The organism is Chryseobacterium shigense (assembly GCF_014207845.1).
Taxonomy (GTDB): Bacteria; Bacteroidota; Bacteroidia; order Flavobacteriales; family Weeksellaceae; genus Chryseobacterium; species Chryseobacterium shigense_A.
On the sequence record NZ_JACHLC010000002.1, the window covers coordinates 440,731 to 457,394 of the forward strand.

Annotated in this window: 15 protein-coding genes and 2 tRNA genes; 10 read left to right on the forward strand and 7 right to left on the reverse strand. The window is 37.7% G+C overall.

What is annotated here, in order from left to right:
- Positions 1-2: 2 nt before the first annotated feature.
- Positions 3-1,190 carry a tRNA 2-thiouridine(34) synthase MnmA gene (gene mnmA / locus HNP36_RS11815; protein WP_184163528.1) on the reverse strand — a complete coding sequence of 396 codons (1,188 nt, stop codon included), beginning with the start codon at positions 1,188-1,190 and terminating at the stop codon, positions 3-5.
- 116 nt (positions 1,191-1,306) lie between these two features.
- Between mnmA and HNP36_RS11820 the strand changes: the two genes are divergently transcribed.
- The gene (locus HNP36_RS11820) at positions 1,307-1,834 is read left to right on the forward strand and encodes a hypothetical protein (RefSeq protein ID WP_184163531.1); all 528 of its coding nucleotides are present in this window, start codon (positions 1,307-1,309) and stop codon (positions 1,832-1,834) included.
- A gap of 332 nt (positions 1,835-2,166) precedes the next feature.
- Here the strand turns inward: HNP36_RS11820 and HNP36_RS11825 are convergent, their stop codons facing one another.
- The gene (locus HNP36_RS11825) at positions 2,167-4,701 is read right to left on the reverse strand and encodes an ATP-dependent Clp protease ATP-binding subunit (protein ID WP_184165196.1); all 2,535 of its coding nucleotides are present in this window, start codon (positions 4,699-4,701) and stop codon (positions 2,167-2,169) included.
- Positions 4,702-4,852: 151 nt separating this feature from the next.
- Between HNP36_RS11825 and HNP36_RS11830 the strand changes: the two genes are divergently transcribed.
- The 4 genes from HNP36_RS11830 to HNP36_RS11845 are packed head-to-tail and all read left to right on the forward strand — an operon-like array spanning position 4,853 to position 7,613.
- Positions 4,853-5,077, forward strand: coding sequence for a uroporphyrinogen decarboxylase (locus tag HNP36_RS11830; RefSeq protein ID WP_184163534.1), 225 nt, complete (start codon positions 4,853-4,855; stop codon positions 5,075-5,077).
- On the forward strand, positions 5,077-6,171 hold the full coding sequence (locus tag HNP36_RS11835; RefSeq protein WP_184163537.1) for a glycosyltransferase: 1,095 nt from the start codon (positions 5,077-5,079) through the stop codon (positions 6,169-6,171). The genes HNP36_RS11830 and HNP36_RS11835 overlap by 1 nt, the downstream gene beginning before the upstream one ends.
- Positions 6,172-6,219: 48 nt before the next feature.
- A complete protein-coding gene (locus HNP36_RS11840; RefSeq protein WP_040993040.1) occupies positions 6,220-6,639 on the forward strand; it encodes a SufE family protein in 420 nt (139 codons plus the stop codon).
- 2 nt (positions 6,640-6,641) lie between these two features.
- Positions 6,642-7,613 (forward strand): glycosyltransferase family 9 protein, encoded by a 972-nt coding sequence (locus HNP36_RS11845; protein ID WP_317168969.1) that lies wholly within the window; start codon positions 6,642-6,644, stop codon positions 7,611-7,613.
- Here HNP36_RS11845 and HNP36_RS11850 read toward each other — a convergent pair.
- The 4 genes from HNP36_RS11850 to HNP36_RS11865 form a co-directional block, all read right to left on the reverse strand.
- Positions 7,603-8,724, reverse strand: coding sequence for a hypothetical protein (locus tag HNP36_RS11850; RefSeq protein ID WP_184163539.1), 1,122 nt, complete (start codon positions 8,722-8,724; stop codon positions 7,603-7,605). The two genes, HNP36_RS11845 and HNP36_RS11850, sit on opposite strands and share 11 nt — an antisense overlap.
- A gap of 92 nt (positions 8,725-8,816) precedes the next feature.
- A tRNA-Val gene (locus tag HNP36_RS11855) sits at positions 8,817-8,891 on the reverse strand.
- Between the two features lie 33 nt (positions 8,892-8,924).
- A tRNA-Val gene (locus HNP36_RS11860) sits at positions 8,925-8,999 on the reverse strand.
- A gap of 42 nt (positions 9,000-9,041) precedes the next feature.
- Positions 9,042-10,286, reverse strand: coding sequence for a bifunctional folylpolyglutamate synthase/dihydrofolate synthase (locus HNP36_RS11865; protein ID WP_184163540.1), 1,245 nt, complete (start codon positions 10,284-10,286; stop codon positions 9,042-9,044).
- Between the two features lie 98 nt (positions 10,287-10,384).
- On the opposite strand from HNP36_RS11865, the gene HNP36_RS11870 reads away from it, so the two are divergent.
- The 5 genes from HNP36_RS11870 to HNP36_RS11890 are packed head-to-tail and all read left to right on the forward strand — an operon-like array spanning position 10,385 to position 14,597.
- On the forward strand, positions 10,385-11,719 hold the full coding sequence (locus HNP36_RS11870) for a TolC family protein (protein WP_184163543.1): 1,335 nt from the start codon (positions 10,385-10,387) through the stop codon (positions 11,717-11,719).
- A gap of 1 nt (position 11,720) precedes the next feature.
- On the forward strand, positions 11,721-12,320 hold the full coding sequence (locus tag HNP36_RS11875; protein ID WP_184163546.1) for a SprT-like domain-containing protein: 600 nt from the start codon (positions 11,721-11,723) through the stop codon (positions 12,318-12,320).
- Positions 12,314-13,396 carry a mannose-1-phosphate guanylyltransferase gene (locus tag HNP36_RS11880; protein WP_228456354.1) on the forward strand — a complete coding sequence of 361 codons (1,083 nt, stop codon included), beginning with the start codon at positions 12,314-12,316 and terminating at the stop codon, positions 13,394-13,396. Before HNP36_RS11875 ends, HNP36_RS11880 begins: the two co-directional genes overlap by 7 nt.
- Positions 13,397-13,429: 33 nt before the next feature.
- Entirely contained in the window at positions 13,430-14,092 is a 663-nt protein-coding gene (locus tag HNP36_RS11885) for a hypothetical protein (protein ID WP_184163549.1), read from the forward strand.
- Positions 14,061-14,597: a GNAT family N-acetyltransferase gene (locus tag HNP36_RS11890; RefSeq protein WP_184163552.1), complete on the forward strand. Its 537-nt coding sequence runs from the start codon at positions 14,061-14,063 to the stop codon at positions 14,595-14,597. The genes HNP36_RS11885 and HNP36_RS11890 overlap by 32 nt, the downstream gene beginning before the upstream one ends.
- Before the next feature lie 73 nt (positions 14,598-14,670).
- On the opposite strand, the gene HNP36_RS11895 is transcribed toward HNP36_RS11890, so the two are convergent.
- On the reverse strand, positions 14,671-16,590 hold the full coding sequence (locus HNP36_RS11895; protein ID WP_184163555.1) for a T9SS type A sorting domain-containing protein: 1,920 nt from the start codon (positions 16,588-16,590) through the stop codon (positions 14,671-14,673).
- Positions 16,591-16,664 lie beyond the last annotated feature (74 nt).

Here is a 16,664-nt window from a genome sequence, read left to right on the forward strand (position 1 = left end):
AATTATCCGATCACTCCGCTTCCGATCAGTTCCTCACCAATATACCATGCTGCAAACTGTCCTTCTGCAATCGCAGATTGGGCTTCCTCAAATTCAATATAAAAAACATCTTCAAACTGGTAAAGCGTCGCTTTCTGTAAAGGCTGTCTGTACCTGATCTTTGCCGTTACTTCCATAGATTCACCGTTTTTCATCCTTAAATCTTCCCGTACCCAATGCAGTTCAGAATTATCAATTTTCAGCGCTTTTTTATGCAATCCCGGAAACTGATGTCCTTCTCCTACGAAAAGAATATTATTTTCCATATCTCTGGAGATGATAAAACAGCTTTCTTTATGTCCGCCTATCCCAAGCCCTTTACTTTGTCCGATCGTGAAAAATTGAGCTCCCTGATGTTTGCCAATTATTTTTCCATCGGTTTTTTTATAATCGATTTTCTGGGACAGGAATTCAAGTTCTTTCTCTTTTGAAGAAAATTCAGGTTTTTCTGCTGAAAATAATGGCGAATCTTTGAAAATTTCTACAATTTCGCCCTCTTTTGGTACCAATTGCTGCTGCAGAAACTGAGGAAGACTTACCTTTCCGATAAAGCATAACCCCTGAGAATCTTTTTTATCAGCAGTTACAAGCCCAATCTCTTTGGCAATTTCCCTCACCCGAGGCTTTGTCAGTTCCCCGATAGGAAATAGAGCTTTAGACAGTTGATCCTGACTCAGCTGACACAGAAAGTAAGACTGGTCCTTATTATCATCTTTCCCAGCCAGTAAATGGAAAGTTTCTTTACCATTCTCATCAAAAGTAGAGTTAACCTGTGCATAATGCCCTGTAGCCACCTTATCAGCACCTAAAGACAATGCAGTTTTCATAAAAACATCAAATTTTACCTCCCTGTTGCACAGGACATCCGGGTTCGGGGTTCTTCCTTTTTCATATTCAGCGAACATATAATCAACGATACGTTCTTTATAAAGATCACTCATATCGATCACCTGAAAAGGAATTCCAAGCTTCTGGGCTACCATCAGGGCATCATTGCTGTCCTCAATCCACGGACATTCATCCTCAAGCGTTACGGAAGCATCATTCCAGTTTCTCATGAACAAAGCCACTACTTCATGGCCCTGCTGTTGCAGCAAATATGCCGTAACACTGGAGTCTACACCTCCGGATAATCCTACTACTACTTTCATCTTATTTCAATTTTACGAAACTCTTAACGGGAGTTCTTAGTTGACGGGGCAAAAATACAACTAAATAAATTCGTAAAAAAACCATAATTTTAAACATTGATAAAAACGATATTAATATGAAAAAGTTTATTATTCCTTTGATGCTGATGTTTTCAGGATCAGTATTTTCCCAGATTTCAGTCGGCACACAGGCGCAGGAAAATAACAGATGGACCTTTGGTGGTGGAATCGGCCTAGGATTCGGAAGCAACAGTGCATTTTATCTGCAGGCCTCACCAAGAGTAGGATACAAAATTACCGAAGATCTTGAAGGAGGCGTTATAGGAAGTATTTCATGGCAGACTTCCAATTATTATAAATCCACGATGTTTGGTGTGGGGCCTTTTGCCAATTATTATATTGCAAGATCTTTCTATGTAGGGGCGAACCTTCAGCAATATTTCATCAATTATAAGGACAAATTCTACGATTATAAAGTGAATGAACAGGAAACGGCTTTATATCTTGGCGGGGGTTATATGCAAAGGATAGGGACTAATTCTTTTATGCAGCTGGGCATCATGTATAATGTGCTTTGGAAGGAAAATTCAAGTGTGTTTTCAAGCGGGCTTGTACCCAATATAGGTTTTGTTGTGGGGCTTTAGTCTTCCAGATATTCCGGAGATTAATTGATGCTACAAATTTTTTTACCACGGATTTCACAGATTTACACAGATGATTATGGATAATAGATCGTATATTATTAAAAGAATAATTTAATGATCAATGAAAAAAATATTTTCACAAATAAAGCGCAAACATCCGTGTAAATCTGTGAAATCCGTGGTTAAAATAAGAAAGTATTATTATATATGAATAGAAACGGGCTTTAGCCCGCTTAATTTTCACACATCTGAAATGGCTTTAGCCAAAACCTACCTAAAAACAAAAAGCACCGGGAAATTCCCGGTGCTTTTCTATATTAAATTATTTATTCTTAAGATTGAGAAGACTTCTCAGTCGTTTTTTTTGTTTTCGGAGCTTTTCCAACTAATGCATCTTTTGCATCATTAAGATCCAAAATCACGGTTTCTCCTTCAGATAACTGCTTGTTTACGAGCATTTCTGCCAATAAGTCTTCAATATATTTCTGGATAGCACGTTTTAATGGTCTTGCACCGAAATCTTTATCCCATCCTTTTTCAGAAATAAAGTCTTTTGCCTCATCTGTTAGCTCTACTTTATAGCCTAATTTTTCAAGTCTGCCATAAAGTTTGTTCAGTTCAATATCAATAATTTTCTTGATATCATCCTGTACAAGAGAGTTGAAGATCACAATATCATCAATTCTGTTTAAGAACTCAGGAGCAAATGCTTTCTTAAGAGCGTTCTCAATAGTGCTTCTTGCTCTTGTGTCTGAAGTTGTTTTCTTTGCAGAAGTTCCAAATCCTACACCGTCTCCGAAATCCTTAAGATCTCTTGTTCCGATGTTTGAAGTAAGGATGATAATTGTATTTCTGAAATCAATTTTTCTTCCTAAACTGTCTGTAACGTGTCCTTCATCCAGGATCTGTAACAGGATATTGAATACATCAGGGTGAGCTTTTTCAATCTCATCCAGAAGAACCACAGCATAAGGCTTTCTTCTTACCGCTTCAGTTAACTGTCCGCCTTCTTCATATCCAACGTATCCCGGAGGCGCTCCAACTAATCTGGAAACTGCGAATTTCTCCATGTATTCACTCATGTCAATTCGGATCAGGGATTCATCGGACTCGAAAAGCTCTCTAGCCATTACTTTCGCAAGCTCGGTTTTACCAACTCCGGTTGTTCCTAAGAAAATGAATGTACCGATTGGGCGGTTCGGATCTTTAAGACCAGCTCTGTTTCTTTGAATTGCCTTAACAACTTTTTTCACAGCATCTTCCTGGCCGATTACTTTTCCGTTCAGCTTTTCGTCCATCTGAGCTAATTTATCAAGCTCATTTTTGCCGACTTTCGTTACCGGAACACCACTCATCATAGAAACCACTTCCGCTACATTTTCTTCCGTTACGGTTTCTTTCTTCTCTTTTACGTCTTTGTCCCACTTTTCCTGAGCTACATTCAGTTCCATTTGAAGACGTTCTTCTTCATCTTTAAGCTTTCTGGCTTCAAGGTAATCCTGAGCTTTTACAGCTTTCTGCTTCATTTCTTTGATATCCTCGATTTTTTTCTCAAAATCAATGATTTCGGTTGGAACTTTCATGTTTTTAATATAAACACGGGAACCTGCCTCGTCCATGGCATCAATAGCCTTATCCGGTAAGAAACGGTCCGTAATGTATCTCGATGTCAAATTGACACACGCCAGGATAGCTTCCGGAGTATACACTACATTATGATGCTCTTCGTACTTATCTTTAATCTGGTTCAGGATCTGGATCGTTTCATCAATGGAAGTAGGTTCCACCATTACTTTCTGGAATCTTCTTTCCAAAGCTCCGTCTTTCTCAATATACTGACGGTATTCATCCAGGGTAGTAGCCCCGATGCATTGAATTTCACCTCTTGCCAAAGCTGGTTTGAACATATTGGAAGCATCTAAACTTCCTGTAGAACTTCCTGCCCCTACAATGGTATGAAGCTCATCTATGAACAGGATTACATCTCTGTTTTTCTCCAGCTCGGTCATGATCGCTTTCATTCTTTCTTCAAACTGGCCACGGTATTTAGTTCCGGCAACTAAACTTGCCAGATCCAGCGTGATCACTCGTTTTCCGTAAAGAACCCTTGAAACTTTCTTCTGCTGAATTCTTAAAGCCAGTCCTTCTGCAATGGCAGATTTACCAACTCCGGGTTCACCGATAAGAAGTGGGTTGTTTTTCTTTCTTCTTGATAAAATCTGAGAAACTCTCTCAATTTCTTTCTCACGCCCGATTACAGGGTCTAATTTTCCATCCCTTGCCAAAGAAGTCAAATCTCTGCCGAAGTTATCCAGGGTAGGAGTTTTGCTTTTTGCAGAGCCTAAATTTCCTGTAGGCTTTCTCATCTGCTCGAATTCCTCTCTTTCATCGTCATCATCATAAGCACTCATCTGTGGTGACTGCCCGGAATTTTTAAGCATGGTCTGGTACTCTTTTGAAACTCCTTCATAATCTATGTCGTAAGCTCCCAGAATATTTGAAGTAGGGTCCTCATATTTGTATAGAATGCCTAAAAGCAGGTGAACGGTATTAATTTCATTGCTTTTGTATTGTCTGCATTCCAGTTCAGCACGTTTGATTGCATGATCTGCCATCTTGGTGAAAGAAATATTAGTAACCTCCTCAGAAATAGGATTAAGACTTGCTGTATTTAGAGTTTCAATTTTTCTTCTGATTTGTGTTAAATCCGCATTAAGGTTTTGAAGGATTTCTTTTGCAGAGTTTTCTGTTTTTATAATACCTAAAAGTAGATGTTCTGTATTAAGAAATTCACTTTTGAGCCTTTTAGCTTCGCTTTTGCTTTGTTTGAACACCTGGCTCAAACCTTGTGAAAACTTATAATCCATAATATATCTCATTAGAATAACGGCGGTGGTGCCATTATCCATTATCTAAATTACAAATATTTTACCAAAAATCAATTAATGACTTTATGGCAGAAAAAATTTTATTATCTTATTGAAAATGATTAAGTTTGTGATCCCTTAAAATTTCCCCATGAATCCCGAAATTACTACCTATATCGGTTATTCCGCATCAATATTTATAGTCCTCAGCTTTATACTGAAAGATATAAGAAAAATTAGAATAGTCAATATGATAGGCTGTATCTGCTTTGTCATTTATGGTATTTTTAATGGAATGCTCTGGCCTGTGATTATTCCAAACGGGTTAATTTGCTTTATTCAGGTTTATCATTTACTGGCTGGAAACAAAAAGTAATGAAGAAAAAAATAATTACATCTGCTTTCAGTAACCTGTATACAGACCAGCGTATCGAAAAGGTCTGCAGAACCTTACATGAGGCGGGATACCAGGTGGAACTTATTGGGAACGACTGGAAAGGAGCAGAACATATGGAGCGTCCTTATCCTTTTTCCAGGATACATTTATCTTCCGGGAATTTAAAAACAGGATATTTCGAATTTAACTGGAAATTATACCATCAGCTAAAGGAAAAAGCAGATCAGAATACCATTCTTCATGCCAATGATGTTGATGCTTTGCTGCCCAATTACCTTATTGCCAAGAAATTAAATATTCCTTTGGTTTTCGACAGTCATGAAATTTTTTCAGAAATGCCTGCAATTCAGGGCAAAATGTCACAAAAAATTTGGAGATACCTGGAAAAGAAGGTAATTCCCAATCTTAAATTCATGATTACGGCGAGCGGAAGCTATGCAAAATGGTTTCAGAAAAAATACGGAATTGACCCTGTTGTTATTCAGAATGCGCCAAAAAAACAAGATTTTACTATGGAAATCCCGGAGAACAATCCTAAAATATTTTTGTATCAGGGATCAATTAATCCTTTCCGGGGGATTGACAAGGCTATTCTGGCAATGCATCATCTGGATGGGGTAGTTTTTAAAATTGCAGGGGACGGACCAAGAAAAGATGAATATGAAGATCTTGTTAAAAAAGAAAAACTTGGCCATAAAGTACAGTTTCTTGGAAAATTAAAACCGGACGATCTAAGGAAGATAACGGTAACGGCAGATGTGGGAATGAGTATCGAAGAAAACGGTGGAGAAAGCTACTTCTACTCACTTCCGAACAAGGTTTTAGATTGTATCCAGTCCCGCGTACCTTTGATACTGGCGAATCTTCCTGAGATGCAGAACATCATGAACCAGTTTGATGTAGGGGAGATTGTTAAAGATCATCAGCCTGAAAATATTGCTGCTGCCGTGAAAAATGTTCTTGAAAAAGGAAGAAAAAACTACCAGCATGAACTTGAAAAGGCATCCGGTGCTTTCTGCTGGGAAAATGAAGAAATAAAACTATTGAAAGTTTTTGAAAAGGCATCAGAATAAATAATCTTTATAAAAATGATATCTTTGCATTAAAAATTTGTTAACAAAATGACCATTAAACAAAAACAGCAGGAAATAATCGACGAGTTTGCATTTCTGGATGACTGGGAACAAAAATATGAGTATATTATTGATCTTGGAAAAGAACTGAAAGGACTTCCCGAAGACCGCAAAACCGATGATAATTTAATCAAAGGCTGTCAGAGTAAGGTATGGATTGATGCCGAATTCAAAGATGGTAAACTTTTTTTTAATGCAGATTCTGACGGGATTCTTCCTAAAGGAATCGTTTCTCTTTTAGTGAGCATTTACAGTGGTCACTCTACCCAGGAAATCTTAGATTCTGATTTTGAATTTATTTCAGAGATCGGACTTCAGGAGTTTCTTTCACCATCCAGGGCAAATGGCTTGATGGCGATGACAAAACAAATTAAATTTTACGCAGTTGCCTATCAGCTAAAATCGTAGCCGTGACCAGAATTCTAGCATATCGTTTTTCTGCTTTTGGCGATGTCGCGATGACGGCGCCTGTTTTTAGGGAATTTCTGGAACAGAATCCGGATGTGGAAATCGTTATGGTTTCCAGAAAGAATTTTGAGGGTTTATTTGCTGATATTCCGAATGTTACATTTAAAGGAATCAACCTTGATGATTATAAAGGTGTCTTTGGATTGAGAAGGCTTGCCAATGAACTGGCCAAAGAATTTAATCCTGATCTTGTAGCTAATCTTCATGATGTAATCAGAACCAAAATCCTGGACAGAATTTTGAGAAGGAAAGGATTTAAAGTTTTTAAAATCAACAAAGGTAAAGAAGAAAAAGAAGAACTTACAGATGTCTGGAACCTGAATAAAGTTCAGCTAAAAAAAACCGTTGAGCGTTATGCAGATGTTTTCCGTGCCATGGGGTTTCAAGTAGAGCTTTCTCATAGGCTCAGACCGGTTCCGGGAGTGAAATCAGGAATAGGACTGGCTCCTTTTGCACAGCATAAAGGAAAAATGCTTCCCCTGGAAAAATCCTACGAACTGGCAAAAATCCTGGCTCAGAATCACACTGTATATTTCTTTGGAGGAGGTAAAAAAGAAACGGAGACCCTTGAAAAATGGGAAAATGAGATTCCTAATACGAAAAGCCTTTCAGGAAAATTAAACCTTTCAGAAGAACTTCAGAAGATCTCCGGACTGGAGCTTATGATCTCTATGGATTCTGCCAATATGCACCTCGCAAGTCTTATGGGAACCAGGTGTATATCCGTTTGGGGTGCAACTCATCCTTATGCGGGATTTCTGGGCTTCGGGCAGAGTGAAAGTGATGTTATACAGGTGAAGGATCTTACCTGCAGACCTTGCTCTGTTTTTGGGGATAAAGAATGCTATCGTGGCGATTGGGCCTGTCTTGAGGAACTTAATGTTCAGAAAATAGTGAAAGCTGTTAATTCCTGAAAATAATTTTACTTATTTCCTCCGCGTTGGCATTATCTGAATAATTTTTTTCTAAAACTTCTTTTCTGGTTTCGTATTCATTATAATCCTGTGATGCAGTTTCATTGATCAGCTGGCGGATTTCATTCGATGTTGTTCCAAAATGGCATAAACCCATCAGCGTTTTGTCGTCAGTAATATTCTGATTTACAATTATATATCTGCTATTGTATAATGCGTTGAACAGCTTTACCTTCGTGCCTGAATTCTGGTAGGAGAGAAGGATATTGGCATGGGCGTTTTCAAAGAGTTTATTAAGATTTTCACTTGTTTCAATGGGAACGATACTTATATTTTCAATGCTTTTGATTTTCTTTTTTAAATCTTCACCAGCACGGTCAGAGGCCACTACAAGTTTATGCCGGGGAAGAGTTTTGAAGATATTGATCGTTTCCTCCAATGCTCTTTTATTGTCTGAAATACTTAAATCACCATGAAAAAGAAAATAATTCCCTTTTTTATCCAAATGTTTCACAGATTTATTACCATGGAAAATATGGATAAGATGCGCATTTTTTGAATAAGATTCCACATCATGGAATTCTTTTTCAGAAAGGCAGAATACACCTTCAAATTCTTTTAAAATTCTTTTCTGGTAACCGGAAAATTTTAAAGACTCTATTTTGTAGATAATCTTTTTGAAAATATTTTTTTCTGAGGAAGAAAGCCCTTTATAGTATTCAAATTCATTATTATGATACCGGAGATAAAGCTTTTGGTCTTTATTTTTTAATCTGCTGATAATCTGGGTTGTTTGCAGTCCTTCAAACAATATCGGAGCTTTTATAGTCTTCAAGTTTTCAAAAAGATCATCGGAAGTTCTTATGGCTGCAGCAAAAGGAACAGAGGAAAAATAATAGAAAGGATTCTTCTTTTTTTTGTAAAAGAAAACGTTTTCTGTAATACTTTCAATTTCCTGATCAATAGTTTCCGGAATATGGTCTACAAAACAGTGAAGATGGATTTTTATACCGATGTCTGCTAATGCCCTGATTTTATAATAAACATCAATAATACCGCCGTAAGAGGGAGGATAAGGATAATTGAATGATATAAGATGAAGTTCCTTCAAAAATGGAGTATTTAAGGCTGTGAAAATACAAAGATAAGAATATCACGATGGTTTAAATAAAAAAGATCTCTCAATTTCCTGAGAGATCTTTGTGGGTCCTGAGGGATTCGAACCCCCGACCCTCTGGGTGTAAACCAGATGCTCTGAACCAACTGAGCTAAGAACCCGAATTTTTTTGAAAGGTTTCGTTTCCTTTTCTGTGGGTCCTGAGGGATTCGAACCCCCGACCCTCTGGGTGTAAACCAGATGCTCTGAACCAACTGAGCTAAGAACCCTCTATACTTGTATTCTCGTTTAGAGTGGTGCAAATATACGACTTATTCGGAAATCTCCAAATTTTTTTCTAAAAATTCTCCCACGACAAAATTACTTCCGCCGATAAAAATCATTTCTTCTTTTGTACATTGCTCTTTTGCAGAAAGATACGCTTCCTGTACCGAATTGAAAATTTTATAAGAAATTTTTGCCTCCTGTAAAAGATTTTCATAGTCTTTGGGATGCCTTCCCCGGTTAATGGACGGCTTTGCAAAATAAAACTCTGAATTTTCAGGAAGGAGAGTCATTACTTCATCTATTTTTTTATCATTCACAAACCCCAAAATAACATGTTTATGTTTGTCAATGGAATTCAGCTGGGAAAATACATACTCCAATCCTGCCTGGTTGTGGCCGGTATCACAGATGGTAAGAGGATCTTTTGAAAATTCAAACCATCGTCCGATAAATCCGGTGTTCCGGTGTACATATAATAACCCCTGTTTAATATTTTCTTCAGAAATATCAACATTCAGTTTTTTTAATTCTTCTGCCAGGGCAAGCACAACACGGATATTTTTTGTCTGATAATTTCCTTTGAGATCGGAGCCCAGATCAGATTTTACCATTGTGGAATCAATGAAAGGAGCTTTTTCTTTTTCAGCTTTCTGCCGGATGATATTTTTAACAGCTTCATTCTCATCTCCTGAAATAATGGGAATTCCATTTTTAACAATTCCTGCTTTTTCTGCAGCAATTTCTTCAATCGTATCACCTAAAATATTCTGGTGGTCTAGCTGTACATTCGTGATGGCAGCAACCAGAGGTTTAATGATATTTGTTGAATCCAGCCTTCCGCCAAGTCCTACCTCAATAATAGCGAAATCTACCTTCTGCTGGTAGAAATATTCAAAAGCCATGATAGTTGTAAATTCAAAAAAAGAAGGGAGGATATCTTCAGGTAACGTTTTCAGCTGCTGGATAAAATTATAAACAAACTCTTTACTGCAGTTTTTACCGTTTACTTTGATACGTTCCGTAAAATCTATAAGATGGGGAGAGTTGTACAGGCCTACTTTATATCCTGCTTCCTGAAGAACAGAGGCCAGCATATTGCTTGAAGATCCTTTTCCGTTCGTACCCCCGATATGGATACATTTTATCTTCTCCTGTGGGTTTCCGAAGAAAGCACATAGCCTGGTGATGTTATCCAATCCCGGTTTATAGGCTTTAATGCCATCAATTTGATAATTGGGAGCCTGTACGAAAAGCCAGTCGACAGATTCCTGATATTGTTCGGTTGTCATGACACAAAATTCTCAAAAGTTTTATTAAAATGAAACAATAATTTTTTTAAACTGTAACTTTTTTATATTTGACTCGTCTAATTGGGAAAATTATTAATATGAAAAAAGTTTGGATTATCGTTTTTGGATTAAGTTGTCTGGGACTAAGCGCTCAGAAAAAATGGTCCTTAAGAGAATGTGTAGACTATGCTGTAGAGCATAATCTTCAGGTTATCCAAAATCAATATTCTAAACAAATTCAGGACTCTAACCTTAAAATGGCTAAGAAAGAATACCTGCCGTCCGTATCTGCAGGAATGTCTAATTCTGTAAGTTTTGGACAGCTTTCTCTGGGAACCGGAAGTATCAGGAATGATAGATTCAGCAACAGTGCTAATGTGGGAGCAGATATCCTGGTTTATAACAACGGCAGATTAGAAAAAAATATCAGAAAAATACAATTTGATGTAGAAGCCAGTCAATATGACATAGAAACCATTAAGAATGATATTTCCCTCCAGATTGCACAGCAATATCTTACAGTTCTTCTGAACAAAGAAATCGTTAAGATCTCCCAGAGCGCGGTAGAAAATGCACAAAAACAATATGACAGGGCAAAAATAACCACTCAGGTAGGAACTACTGCACAGACCATTCTTGCTGAAGCGGAGGCTGCTCTTGCAAGAGAAAAGCAAAACCTGAAAACAGCAGAAATTAATGTGGGAAGAGCTTTATTTGCTATTGCCCAGCTTCTTCAGCTTTCGGATTACAAAGGATTTGATGTGGAAGATGTAACTGTTTCTGAGACATTACCTGCCCAATTAAAATCGGTTGATGATGTGCTTACCACAGCTTATGAGAACCAGCCACAAATAAAGGCCGCAGAAAGCAGAATAAAATCAGCAGAAGCTCAGACGGAAGTTACCAAAACCGGATTTTGGCCGACATTAACTGCCAACGCCGGTCTTTCTTCCTTCTACAATAATCTGTTGAATAGCCGGGGTAATGGGACTTCCAGTACAGATCAAATCGGGTTTTTCCAGCAGTATAAAGATAATTTCGGACAGAATGTAGGACTTTCCCTGAATATTCCAATTTTTAACAAAGGAATTACCAGGCTGCAGGTAGAACAGTCCGTAATTAACCAAAGTGTTGCAAAAAATACACTCGAACAGCAGAAAAATGCAGTGAGACAAAATGTACAGAAAGCCCAGTTTGATGTGGATGCCAATTATGAAACTTTCCTTTCGGCAGTAGAGACGGAGAAAAGTACTAGGCTGGCTCTGGAATTTGCAGATAAAAGCTATGCAGCAGGAAGATCCACAATTTATGATGTGAATGTAGCAAGGAATAACTACGCCAACGCACAGGGATCGGTTGCGCAGGCAAAATACAATTATCTTTTCAGTCTTAAACTGCTGAATTTCTATTCAGGAATTCCATTAACTTTGTAAAATGTCTATTCAGTCATTAGAAAAATATTTACCTCAAAATACCCATAAATACTTAAGGATCTGGTTTGCGGATCACTTTATTCATATTAAAGTTACCCGCGGAAGAAATTCTAAACTTGGGGATTACAGAAAACTTCCTGATAATTCCCATGAAATAACCGTCAATTCTACATTGACGCCGCCACTTTTTTTCTTTGTCCTTACCCATGAACTGGCCCATCTGATTGCTTTTGAAAGATATGGACGGAGAATATCACCACACGGAAATGAGTGGAAGGAAACATTCAGAAATATGCTTCTTGAAAGTCTTGAAGTATATGATGAGGATCTGAGGCCCATTATTGTAAGGTTTTCGAAATCTCCGAAAGCCAATTTCATGGCCAGTCCGGACCTTGTAAGATATTTTCATACTGAGAAACAGGATGATAGTCTGAATTTTATTGAAGAGCTTCAGAAAGGAGAATTTTTTATGTACCGGAATGAAAAGTATTTGTTAGAAGGACTGATTAAAAAAAACTATCTTTGTAAGAATCTGGCTACAGGAAGAAAGTATTCTTTCAAGCCTCTGGCTAGGGTTGAAAAATGTAGGCAAGAATGTTAAAATCAGATAGATACTGTGTCATCATGGCGGGAGGAATCGGGAGCCGGTTCTGGCCTATGAGTACACAGAAATTTCCAAAACAGTTTCAGGATATTTTAGGAACAGGGCGTACCATGATTCAGCAGACTTATGACAGAATCAGCCGCATCATTCCTAAAGAGCAGATATTCGTAATCACGAATAAAGAATACGTTGCGCTTTCCCATCAGCAGCTTCCGGAAGTTCCTGAAGAGAATATTGTGGGCGAGCCTCTTATGAAAAATACGGCAGCCTGTAACCTGTATATGGCGAACAAGATTGCTGAAATTAACCCGGATGCAACAATGATTGTTCTTCCGGCAGATCATTTGATTTTAAAAGAAGATGTATTCCTGGAGAAAGTGGAACTGGCTTTTGACCTTGCTGCAAAACATGAATATCTGGTAACTTTGGGAATTACCCCTACAAGACCTGATACAGGCTACGGATACATTCAGTTCGTAGAAAAGAAAGGTTCAGATTATTTTAAAGTAAAAACCTTTACGGAAAAACCTATTCTTGAAATTGCACAAAGCTTTTTGGAAAGTGGGGATTTCCTCTGGAATGCAGGAATATTTATCTGGAATGTAAAAAGTATTCACCATGCATTTGAAATGTACCTTCCCGAAATGATGCAGCACTTCATGGCCTGCGAATATAATTCTGCGAAGGAAAACAGCTGCATTGAAACCATTTATCCGAAAGTCCAGAAAATTTCTATCGATAACGGAATTCTGGAAAAAGCAAAGAATGTTTATGTAATTCCGTCAGATTTAGGCTGGAGCGATTTGGGAACATGGACTTCGGTGTATGAGAACACGGAAAAGGATAAAGATGGAAATGCCGTAAATCTGAAATATTTCCTGAACTATAATTCCAAAGGAAATATTATACGTTTAAAAAATAACAATAAAGCCGTGATCATTGACGGGCTTGAAGATTTTATTGTTGTAGACACAGATAAAGCATTGTTGATTTGCCCGAGAGAGAACAATCAGCTCATCAAAGACTATGTTCTTGATCTGAAAAGTTTTAAGAAAGGAGATAAATTCATGTAAAATATGGGTATATTTCTATTGATTTTTTGAATTATGATAAAAACCTCAATACGATTAACAGTCCTTGTATTTCTGCTTTTGGGATTCTTCGGACATTCCCAGAACAAGAAGAATTTTTCCGGAATCCCGAATATTTTACAGCGAATTATCCCGAATGACAGGATTGATTCCTGGGTGTTGGTTTACAATACCTACGGAAAAGACCAGGAAATTAAAATCTCAGGTGGAAAAACGGATTATACACCCCAGTTTTCCGGTTTTGATTTATTCCCCGATGAAGACAGCTTTTACTATATTGCTTATGAATCTGCCGGAAAAACGAATTACATAACGGACCTTGAAGGGTTGAAAAAATTCGTCGGGAAAATTGATAATGCTGAAGAAGCAGCCATTGCCCTGACTGTTGACGGCTATATGGTAGATGAAGAATTTAAAGATGTTGCAGGGAACTATTATGAAGATTCTGCCAATTATTATCTGGATATTGGGAAACTTACCTCAAAAGAATGCCCTTACCAGAAAACACATTATACTGTAACGGTAAACAAATCTTCCGGAGCTGTATCCAAAGTAAAGGAAAACGGAACTTATATTGAGCTTTACAATAAGAAATGCGCAAATAATCCAAGACTTTTAAAAATCCCGAAAAAAGAAGAACCAAAAGATGAGCCTAAAAAATCAACCAAACGGAAATAATAACGTTTACGAAACGGAAAGACTGATCTTGAGACCAATGTCTGTGGATGACAGGGAGTTTATTTTTGAACTTTACAACAGCCCCAGTTTTATCAAATATATCGGGGACCGTAATATTAAAACCCTTTCTGATGCTGAAAATTATATCAGAAACAGGTTCATGCCGCAATTTGAAAAATTAGGTTTTGGAAATTACCTGATGCTTACCAAAGATAAGGGCGAGAAAATAGGAGGCGTGGGAATCTTTGAAAGAGAAGGGCTGGATGTGGTAGACATAGGATTTTCCCTGCTGGAAAGGTTTGAAGGGAAAGGTTATGCATATGAAGCCGCTCAAAAGGTTAAATCTATAGGAATGGACGAATTCGGATTGAAGAAGATTTCTGCCATTACTTCCAAAGATAATTTTTCTTCCCAGAAGCTGATCAAAAAATTAGGGCTTGAATTCAAAAAATACGTTACAATTCCTGATGATGATGAAGAGCTAATGTATTATGAAACAGAGTAATATTAAATATATTTCTGATAGTGTAAAAATAAATCCGGCGGCCATTCGGCCGCCGGATTTTTAGTAAAAACAATTACTTTTTAAGTATTTTAAGAGCTTTTGTGGAGCCGTTTTCAAACTGGAAGGAAATAATATATAATCCGGTTTTCAAATCCCTTAAATCAAGTTCAGCAGCAGGAATAAGTGTTTTAAGGCTTCTTCCTGAAACATCATTAATTTGAATTGATTTAATTCCTTTTACATCTGATATTTTCACGACATCAGTGAAAGGATTCGGATAAACAGACATTTTAATTTTATCTGAATTCACATCTGATACCGCAAGAGCAGTAGCTGTAAACTCGTATGCCCCCATATCAGGTACTGCGCCTCTCGCTGTTCCGCTGAAATCTACCGTTACTTCAGGTAAGGTCATGCCTTTATTATCAAGTCCGGGATTTGAGCTTGGGTTTAAGTGAAGGTCCGTAGCGCTCACAAAAACAGGAGCTACGCTTAGTGAGTTGGCATTACCTCCAAAACCAGACTGGATATCTGCAAGTGTTGTTTTGTTGGCTCCTCCTATATAGCCTAATGCTGTTCCGGTGCTATAATAATCATTATAATTAATATTTCCGAATACCGAACTGGCTGCTGTAGAGTAAATTGCAAATCTGCTTCCACTTGTTCTGGTGTTGGCAAAAATATTATTTCTGATATCCAGGGCTCCTGCAGCAGTTATATTGGTTCCGTACACATACATGGCTGAAGAGACCCCCGTTTCAGAATTAACGGTATTAATGTTTATGGTATTGTTATAAATTTTATATCCTGCTCCCGAGAAAGCATATATTCCCTGAACCTGAGCTGTACCACTTCCCAGAATGTCGGAAATAACATTATTGTAGACAATACTGTTAGCAGCTGTAGAGGAAGAGCCCAAAAGAATTCCCTGCATCGGTGTTCCTGTTGTATTGTTGTTTTTAAGGCCGGATATCTTATTGGAATATATATTTACATTGGGAGTGGCACCGCCAAGATATATTCCGTTACTGTTAATATAAGTAAGTATCCCGCTGACTTCAGTAATGGTGTTGTTGTAAACTTTAGTCAGAACATTTGTTGCTCCGGGAGAAATATAAATTGCTGACGCATAGCTGACTCCGGTGGCTGATGTGGATGTGTTTTTAACACTGATTGTATTTCCTGAAACGGAAGCATTATTTGTTCCTGTACTAAGGCTGATTCCAACAGAAGCAACGGGTGAAGCAGAAGTTCCTGCATTTGTACGTACCACAGCTATTGTATTGTTGGTAACATTAGAAGATCCGCCAACTCCGGAAAGCAAAATACCATTCTGAACAATATTAGTGTTCACGGTATTGCCTGTAACTAATAAGTTATTTCCGTTTCCGGCAGTGGCTGCATCTGCAAGAATGAAAATACCGTTATATCCTGTATTGATCTCGTTATTCTGTACAGTAATATTATTAAAATACCCTGCAGCTGTTGTTCCGTTGGCAACTACGAAATTGGTTGAGCCATTGCTTCCATTAATAAAGATCGCGTTTTTAACTGTTACATTAGCGATTGGGGCTGAACTGGTAGCTGATCCCATAAACAATACAGACGGTGATGTGGTAGCTGTATTACTGAATGTAAGATTTCTTGTGGTTCCTCCGGCAGTAGTAGAGCCGTCAATAGTAACATTTGAGCCTAAGATACGCACTACAGGATTCGAAGCAATAGAACCGGTGATAGTAGCGGTAACTGTTGGCTTAATCACAACAGAAGAATAGGTTGTAACGGCATTTAAAACCGCCGTAGCTGTTTCTGTAGTGTTTGCAGTAATACTCAGATTGATGCTTCCTTGGTGGGTTCCTGCGTTGATCGCATCAAATGCATCCTTTAAAGTAGTATAGGTTGCGGTTGATGTTCCGGCGCTAGCTGTCAGATTAATCTGTGCATTCGCACATAGCCCAAGAAGTACCAGGCTAGAAAATAGTATTCTTTTCATATTGATTATTATATATAATGTTTTTACCAAATATATAACAATCAATTAAATGTTTTGTTATTTATTTTAAAAAA

Excerpts from the sequence above, each read along its gene's own strand:
- mnmA (WP_184163528.1), bottom strand. The coding sequence starts at position 1,190 with ATGAAAGTAGTAGTAGGATTATCCGGAGGTGTAGACTCCAGTGTTACG.
- HNP36_RS11820 (WP_184163531.1), top strand. The coding sequence starts at position 1,307 with ATGAAAAAGTTTATTATTCCTTTGATGCTGATGTTTTCAGGATCAGTA.
- HNP36_RS11825 (WP_184165196.1), bottom strand. The coding sequence starts at position 4,701 with ATGGATTATAAGTTTTCACAAGGTTTGAGCCAGGTGTTCAAACAAAGC.
- HNP36_RS11830 (WP_184163534.1), top strand. The coding sequence starts at position 4,853 with ATGAATCCCGAAATTACTACCTATATCGGTTATTCCGCATCAATATTT.
- HNP36_RS11835 (WP_184163537.1), top strand. The coding sequence starts at position 5,077 with ATGAAGAAAAAAATAATTACATCTGCTTTCAGTAACCTGTATACAGAC.
- HNP36_RS11840 (WP_040993040.1), top strand. The coding sequence starts at position 6,220 with ATGACCATTAAACAAAAACAGCAGGAAATAATCGACGAGTTTGCATTT.
- HNP36_RS11865 (WP_184163540.1), bottom strand. The coding sequence starts at position 10,286 with ATGACAACCGAACAATATCAGGAATCTGTCGACTGGCTTTTCGTACAG.
- HNP36_RS11870 (WP_184163543.1), top strand. The coding sequence starts at position 10,385 with ATGAAAAAAGTTTGGATTATCGTTTTTGGATTAAGTTGTCTGGGACTA.
- HNP36_RS11875 (WP_184163546.1), top strand. The coding sequence starts at position 11,721 with ATGTCTATTCAGTCATTAGAAAAATATTTACCTCAAAATACCCATAAA.
- HNP36_RS11880 (WP_228456354.1), top strand. The coding sequence starts at position 12,314 with ATGTTAAAATCAGATAGATACTGTGTCATCATGGCGGGAGGAATCGGG.
- HNP36_RS11885 (WP_184163549.1), top strand. The coding sequence starts at position 13,430 with ATGATAAAAACCTCAATACGATTAACAGTCCTTGTATTTCTGCTTTTG.
- HNP36_RS11890 (WP_184163552.1), top strand. The coding sequence starts at position 14,061 with ATGAGCCTAAAAAATCAACCAAACGGAAATAATAACGTTTACGAAACG.
- HNP36_RS11895 (WP_184163555.1), bottom strand. The coding sequence starts at position 16,590 with ATGAAAAGAATACTATTTTCTAGCCTGGTACTTCTTGGGCTATGTGCG.